The sequence below is a fragment of the Mesorhizobium sp. M7A.F.Ca.AU.001.01.1.1 genome, from assembly GCF_004022735.1.
Taxonomy (GTDB): domain Bacteria; phylum Pseudomonadota; class Alphaproteobacteria; order Rhizobiales; family Rhizobiaceae; genus Mesorhizobium; species Mesorhizobium ciceri.
On sequence record NZ_RZPF01000356.1, the window covers coordinates 1 to 6,456 of the forward strand.

Genomic DNA, 6,456 nt, shown 5'->3' on the forward strand with positions numbered 1-6,456 from the left:
CTTCCCCATGAACCTGATCTACGCCGCCCTTGCCTTCCTGATGGCGCTTGTCTTCGGCTTTGTCGGCATCACCCGCGTCGGCTCATGGTTGATCGAGCACCGCGATCCGCCGTTCGGCGAGTTCGCCGACATCGACGGCGCCCGCATCCACTATGTCCATGTTCCGGCACCCGCCAACGCCGAGCTGCCGCCGATCGTCTTCATCCACGGCGCCAGCGCCAATCTCAGGGACCAGATGCTGCCGCTGCGTCCCTTGCTCGAAGGCCGCGCCGAAATGCTGTTCTTCGACCGGCCAGGCCACGGCTGGTCGGGTCGCGGCACCAACAACGAGAACCCGTCGGCGCAGGCCAACACCATTGCCGCACTGATGGACCATCTCGGCATCAGGAAGGCTGTCATCGTCGGCCATTCCTTCGGCGGCGTGGTGACATCGGCCTTTGGCCGCGAGCATCCAGACAAGACACTTGGACTGGTCTTCCTCGCACCGGCGACCCATCCATGGCCGGGCGGCGCAACCGCCTGGTACTACGATCTGACCACCATTCCCGTGCTCGGCTGGCTGTTTTCCGAAACGCTGACCTATCCGGCCGGTACACTGCAGATGGCCGACGCCACCACCTGCGTTTTCTCGCCCAACAAGGTGCCGGACAATTATCTCGGAATGGCCTCTATCCCGCTGGTGCTGCGACCAAAAGCCTTTCGCGCCAACGCCACCGATGTCGCCGGGCTCTATCGCTATGCCCTCGACGCCGCACCGCGCTACAACGAGATCAAGGCGCCAACCGTGGTCATTTCAGGCGATCGCGACAAGGTGGTCTATGCACATATCCATTCGGTCGGTCTGGCGCGCGACATTGCCGGTGCCGAACTCGTCTGGGTGCACAATCTCGGTCACAAGCCAGACTGGATGGCGCCCGACCTGACCGTCGGCGCCATCGAGAAGGTCGCCGGCAAGAGTGTCGACCTGCAGGCGATGGCCAGGACCGTGGAGGCGCGCATCGCCGGCGACGCCTACGGCGCCGGCAGATGCGCCGATATCAAGGTACCGCAGGCCGAACTCGCGCCGACCTAAGGCGGTCGCCCGAACCGTTCAGAGCCGACACGCTTTGGGAATCTAGCGGCTGACTTGTGTGTCCGACCCGATATAGGCGATGCGCAGCATGTTGGTCGAACCCGGTGTCCGCAGCGGTACGCCCGCGGTGATGATGACGCGGTCGCCCGGCTTGCCGAAGCCTTCGTCGAAGGCGATGCGGCAGGCGCGGTTGACCATGTCGTCGAGGTCGACGGCGTCGGGCGAGACAACGCAATGCGTGCCCCACAAAAGCGACAGCCGCCGCGCCGTGTTGAGGATCGGCGACAGCGCGATAACAGGCACTTGCGGCCGCTCGCGGGCGGCGCGCAGGCCTGTGGTGCCTGATGCGGTGTAGGTGATGATCGCCGACAGCTTCAGCGTTTCGGCGATCTCGCGCGCGGCCAGCGAAATGGCGTCGGCGCCGGTCGCTTCCGGCTCGGAGCGCTGGGCGTTGATGATGCCGGCATAGGTCGGATCGGTCTCGACCTTGGTGGCGATACGGTTCATCATTGCCACGGCCTCGACGGGATAGGCACCCGCCGCCGATTCCGCCGACAGCATGATGGCATCGGCGCCTTCGAAGACGGCGATCGAAACATCGGACACCTCGGCGCGGGTCGGCACCGGTGCCGTGATCATCGATTCCAGCATCTGCGTTGCAACCACCACCGGCTTGCCGGCGCGGCGTGCGGCGCGCGTGATCTGCTTCTGGATACCGGGCACCGCCTCGAGCGGCATCTCGACGCCGAGATCGCCGCGGGCGACCATCAGCGCGTCGGACAGTTCGATGATTTCGGCCAGCCGGGCGACAGCCTGCGGCTTCTCGATCTTGGCCATGATCAGCGCCCGGCCGCGTGCGATCTTGCGCGCTTCGGCCAGATCCTCCGGCCGTTGCACGAAGGACAGCGCCACCCAGTCTACGCCTGTGGCCAGCACGGCATCGAGGTCCTTGCGGTCCTTCTCGGTCAACGCGCCGACCGGCAGGTCGGTGTCAGGCAGGCTGACGCCCTTCTTGTCGGAAATCGTGGTGCCGGCGACGACGGTGCAGACGATCGACTTGCCGTCGCTCTTCACCGCCTTCAGCTCGAGCTTGCCATCGTCGATCAGCAGGCGATGGCCGGCTTCGACCGAGCTCAGGATTTCCGGATGCGGCAGATAGACCCTGGTCGAGGTGCCGGGCTCGGGATTGTCGTCGAGCGTGAAGGTCTGGCCTTGCGTCAGCACTTCCTTGCCGTTGGCGAACTTGCCGACGCGCAGCTTTGGCCCTTGCAGATCGGCGAGGATGCCGATCGGCCTGCCAACGGCTTCCTCGACAGCGCGGATGCGTCCGACCAGCGTGCGCATCAGTTCATGGTCGGTATGGCTCATATTGATGCGGAACACATCGGCGCCCGCTTCGAACAGTTTCTTCAGCATCTCCTCCGAGGAGGAGGCAGGACCGATGGTGGCTAGGATCTTGACCTTGCGGCTACGTCTCATTGACTGTTTGTTCCCGGGGTGGCTGGAGCGCCTCCCGTTGTGGACTCATCGGTCAGCTGGACCATCCAGCTTGCCTGTTCGCCCGTGTCATATTCCTGGAATCCGGCGCGCTGAAAGCCCCGGGCGACGCAGTCGGTTACGCCTGCGATCTTGAACTCTTTTTCAGCCACGCACATGTTGATCGGGCCGTCCCAGCGTCCACCGCGTTCGGCGTCTTCTGCATAAAGATAGTAAAACCTTGATGACAGCGGCCCTTCGATCAGCGTCTTGCAGCTCGATCCCTCGATGTGCCACCAGCCTTCAGTGATCCAGCCGGCCTTGGCGCGATAGCCGATGCCGACACCAACCAGGTTCTGCGTGGCGTTGCAGACGCGGAAATCGGCACGCGCCGGCGAAGCCACGACCATGGCCGGCAGGCCGATGGCAAGAGTGAGGAGCGGCATGGCAAAGGCAGAGCGCATGCGCTGCCCGCCGGCGGAACTCATCCGAAAACCCCTCAAAAACCACATCAGCATCTCTCTGCGCCCCTTTTCGGAAAAGTCCGGGCGCATGTCAACGCACCGTTTTGTCCAATTCCAATCGATTTAGAAAGGCTCCGGCGCACAATTCGCCGACTTGTGCCAGATTTCCCGGGAAACCTTGGCCAAACAACGGCATTGCGCAAGCGTCGTCTTCGTGGAATGACGATAGCATCCTCCCCGGAAGCCAGCGAACAGACCATTTCCCGCCAATGACCCGATCCACAGTTTTCGCGCCTTTCGACATCATCGAGGGCGACCGCAAGCGAGGCATCGTGCTGTTGGGCGATCATGCCCGTCGCGACCTGCCCGACGACTATGGCAGCCTCGGCCTGCCCTCAGCGGAGTTCGACCGCCACATCGCCTATGACATCGGCGTCGAGGGCGTGACGCGCGAACTGGCTGCCCTGCTGGGCGTGCCAGCGGTGCTCGCCAATTTTTCGCGGCTGCTGATCGATCCCAATCGCGGCGAAGACGACCCGACGCTCATTCGCCAGCTTTATGACGGCACGGTCGTACCTGGGAACTACCCCATCGCTGCCGAGGAGCGCGAGAGGCGGCTCGACGGGTTCTACCGGCCCTATCACGACGCCGTCAGCGCCATGATCGCCTCGGTCGCACAGGCTTCCGCCCAGGCGCCCTTCATCTTCTCGGTGCATTCCTTCACCCCGGCCATGCAAGGAATCCAGCGTCCTTGGCACGTCGGCATCCTGTGGGACCTCGACGACCGCGTGGCGCGGCCGTTGATAGACATGCTGGCGCAGGACAGGAACCTCGTCGTCGGCGACAACGAACCCTATGACGGCGCGCTGCGCGGCGACACCATGTACAAGCACGCCATCGTCAACGGCTTCGCCCATGCGCTGATCGAGATCCGACAGGATTTGATATCGGACCAGAAGGGCGCGCTCGCCTGGGCCGAACGGCTGGCGCCGATCGTTGACGCCATCGACCGCCGTCCCGATATACATGTGGTGAAGATGTTCGGCTCGCGCACCGGGCCGCTATGACGGAGGTTTCGATGACCGAACTCAGCGACGAGCAGCAACGCGATTTCGAGGCGGCCGCCTTCCGCCGGCTGGTCGAGCATCTGCGCGAACGCAACGACGTGCAGAACATCGACCTGATGAACCTCGCCGGCTTCTGCCGCAACTGCCTGTCGAACTGGTATCGCGAGGCGGCCAATGCCGAGGGCGTCGGTCTCACCAAGGATCAGTCGCGCGAGATCGTCTACGGCATGCCTTATGCGCAATGGCAGGCGCTCAACCAGACCGAGGCCTCCGACGCCAAGAAGGCCGAATTCGAGGCAAGGCGCCACAAGGACCATTAAGGCCGGCGATCACTCAAGGCTGTGTTTGGCTCAAAAAATGCTTCCCGAAAGAGCCTTGACTGAAAATTGAATCGATCTAATTTGCCGCGCGAAGCCATTTCTTGCGGGATTCGCCTCATGAACGCGTCAACTGCCAAGCTGACTGCCATTCGCGGCCGATGGGCGCTCGCGGCCATTTTCCTCGCCAACGGCTTCCTGACGGGCAGCTGGGCGCCGCAGATTCCGGTGTTCCTGACCCGGCTGGAGATTTCGAAGTTCACGCTCGGTCTGCTGATTCTGTTGTTTGGGGTCGGCGCCGTCGTCGCGATGACCTGGTGTGGCCATTTGATCTCCAGACATGGTTCGCGCACCGTACTGCGTTGGTTCGCCCTGTGCGGCAGCCTCGGTCTCATGGTCGTGGCGCTGGCGCCCGACGTACCCTTGGCGGCCGTTGCCATGATCATCTTCGGCGGCTCGATCGGTGGCATGGACGTTGCGATGAATGCCAACGCCGTGGTGGTCGAACGGCGGCTCTCCCGCGCCGTCATGTCGTCTTCGCACGGCTTCTGGAGTCTCGGCGGTTTTGCCGGTGGCGGCCTCGGCGGCTTTGCCATCCAGCATTACGGCCACCTCGTCCACGCGGCGGCAGTAACGGCGTTTGCCTTCGCGGTGATCGCGGTGGCCGTTCGCTATCTCCTCGCCGAAGACAGACCGCAGGCGGCCGAGCACCACAAATTCGCACTGCCGGCAAACCCGCTGGTTTATCTGATCGGGCTGATGGCGTTACTGGCGATGATCTCCGAGGGCGCGGTGCTCGACTGGGCAGCCCTGTATCTGCGCCAGGAGCTCGGCGCCGATCTCGCCGTCGCCGGCCTCGCCTACGCCGGATTTTCAGGCGTCATGGCGGTTACGCGGTTCTTCGGCGACGGCATACGCAATCGCTTCGGCGCGGTGACGACGCTACGCGCGTCGGCCCTCGTAGCCGCGGTCGGCATGCTGGTGGCTGGCCTGGCGCCCTCGCCCTGGCTCGCCATTGCAGCCTTTGCCTTTTGCGGCTTCGGCATCGCCAATATGGTGCCGATCATCTTTTCGGCCGGCGGCAACCAGGAAGGCATGTCTTCCGGCACCGGCATGAGCGTGGTCACAACGATCGGATACTGCGGCATACTGGTGGCGCCGTCGGCGATCGGCTTCGTTGCCGAGCATTCCAGCTTCGGCCCGATCTTCATCACCATGTCGGGACTGCTGATCATCGTGTTGCTGATGGCCGGGCTCGCTCACCGCGCCGAATTCGCGCCAGCACCCGCAGAATAGCGTTTCAGCTCCTCGTGAAGGAAATCCACCACACGGCGGATGCGCACGCTGGTACGCACGTCGCGATGCATCGCCAGCCACACCGGCAGAACTGGCAGCGGCAGGTCAGGCAGCACCTTCTCAATCAAAGGATCCCTGTCGGCCAGCGGCTCCTGGCCAAGACCAATGCCGTTTCCCGCCCGCACCGCTTCCCACAAAACCATCTGGTTGTCGGTCCTGAAGCGGAAGCTGCTCCGGGTGACGGGGATGCCGTGCTGGGTAAAACCCCTGATGATCTCGTCGCCGCGGTCGAAGCCGACCAGATCGTGGCCGACAAGATCGGCAGGCTTCAGCGGACGGCCGCGCCTGTCGAGATAGGATTTGGCCGCGCAGGCGCAGAGCTCGATGTCGCAGACCTTGCGTGCCATCAGCTCGTTCTGCGCCGGCTTGACCATGCGGATGGCGATGTCGGCATCTCGACGCAGCAGGTTCTCAACCTGATTGGAAGCGACGATCTCGACCTCGATGCCGGGCTCCTCGATCCCCAGCCGCATCGTCATCTCAGGCAGGACATAGGCCGCCACGACCTCGCTGGCGGCGATACGCACCGTGCCTTCGATAGCCTCGACCGAACCCAGTGCCAGGAGTGAGAAGGCGCTTGCCTGCTCGCTGACCGCCTTGCCGCGTTCCAACAGCGTGCTGCCGGCCTCCGTCAGTTCGTAGCCGTGCCGTCCTCGACGGAACAGCGTGACGCCCAGCGCCTGTTCCCACTCGCCGATGTGACG

General features: G+C 63.8%; 7 protein-coding genes. 4 read left to right on the forward strand and 3 right to left on the reverse strand.

The genetic code is table 11. The annotated features are described in order from the left end of the window. Window positions 1-7: 7 nt before the first annotated feature. Window positions 8-1,072, forward strand: coding sequence for an alpha/beta hydrolase (locus tag EN884_RS20895; RefSeq protein WP_063169174.1), 1,065 nt, complete (start codon window positions 8-10; stop codon window positions 1,070-1,072). A gap of 42 nt (window positions 1,073-1,114) precedes the next feature. Here EN884_RS20895 and pyk read toward each other — a convergent pair whose 3' ends face one another. Together pyk and EN884_RS20905 are read right to left on the reverse strand one after the other, a co-directional pair. Further along, window positions 1,115-2,551 carry a pyruvate kinase gene (pyk, locus tag EN884_RS20900; protein WP_013529204.1) on the reverse strand — a complete coding sequence of 479 codons (1,437 nt, stop codon included), beginning with the start codon at window positions 2,549-2,551 and terminating at the stop codon, window positions 1,115-1,117. Beyond that, window positions 2,548-3,036: a DUF1036 domain-containing protein gene (locus EN884_RS20905; RefSeq protein ID WP_063169175.1), complete on the reverse strand. Its 489-nt coding sequence runs from the start codon at window positions 3,034-3,036 to the stop codon at window positions 2,548-2,550. Before EN884_RS20905 ends, pyk begins: the two co-directional genes overlap by 4 nt. 245 nt (window positions 3,037-3,281) lie before the next feature. Between EN884_RS20905 and EN884_RS20910 the strand changes: the two genes are divergently transcribed. The 3 genes from EN884_RS20910 (at window position 3,282) to EN884_RS20920 (ending at window position 5,692) form a co-directional block, all read left to right on the forward strand. Continuing rightward, window positions 3,282-4,079: an N-formylglutamate amidohydrolase gene (locus tag EN884_RS20910; RefSeq protein ID WP_024502956.1), complete on the forward strand. Its 798-nt coding sequence runs from the start codon at window positions 3,282-3,284 to the stop codon at window positions 4,077-4,079. An 11-nt stretch (window positions 4,080-4,090) separates the two neighbouring features. Next, window positions 4,091-4,399 carry a DUF1244 domain-containing protein gene (locus tag EN884_RS20915; RefSeq protein WP_063170352.1) on the forward strand — a complete coding sequence of 103 codons (309 nt, stop codon included), beginning with the start codon at window positions 4,091-4,093 and terminating at the stop codon, window positions 4,397-4,399. A gap of 117 nt (window positions 4,400-4,516) precedes the next feature. After that, window positions 4,517-5,692 (forward strand): MFS transporter, encoded by a 1,176-nt coding sequence (locus tag EN884_RS20920; RefSeq protein ID WP_063170353.1) that lies wholly within the window; start codon window positions 4,517-4,519, stop codon window positions 5,690-5,692. Here EN884_RS20920 and EN884_RS20925 read toward each other — a convergent pair. Then, window positions 5,656-6,456, reverse strand: an 801-nt coding sequence (locus tag EN884_RS20925; RefSeq protein WP_164895082.1) for a LysR family transcriptional regulator, incomplete at its 5' end; no start/stop codon positions are given. The genes EN884_RS20920 and EN884_RS20925 overlap by 37 nt on opposite strands.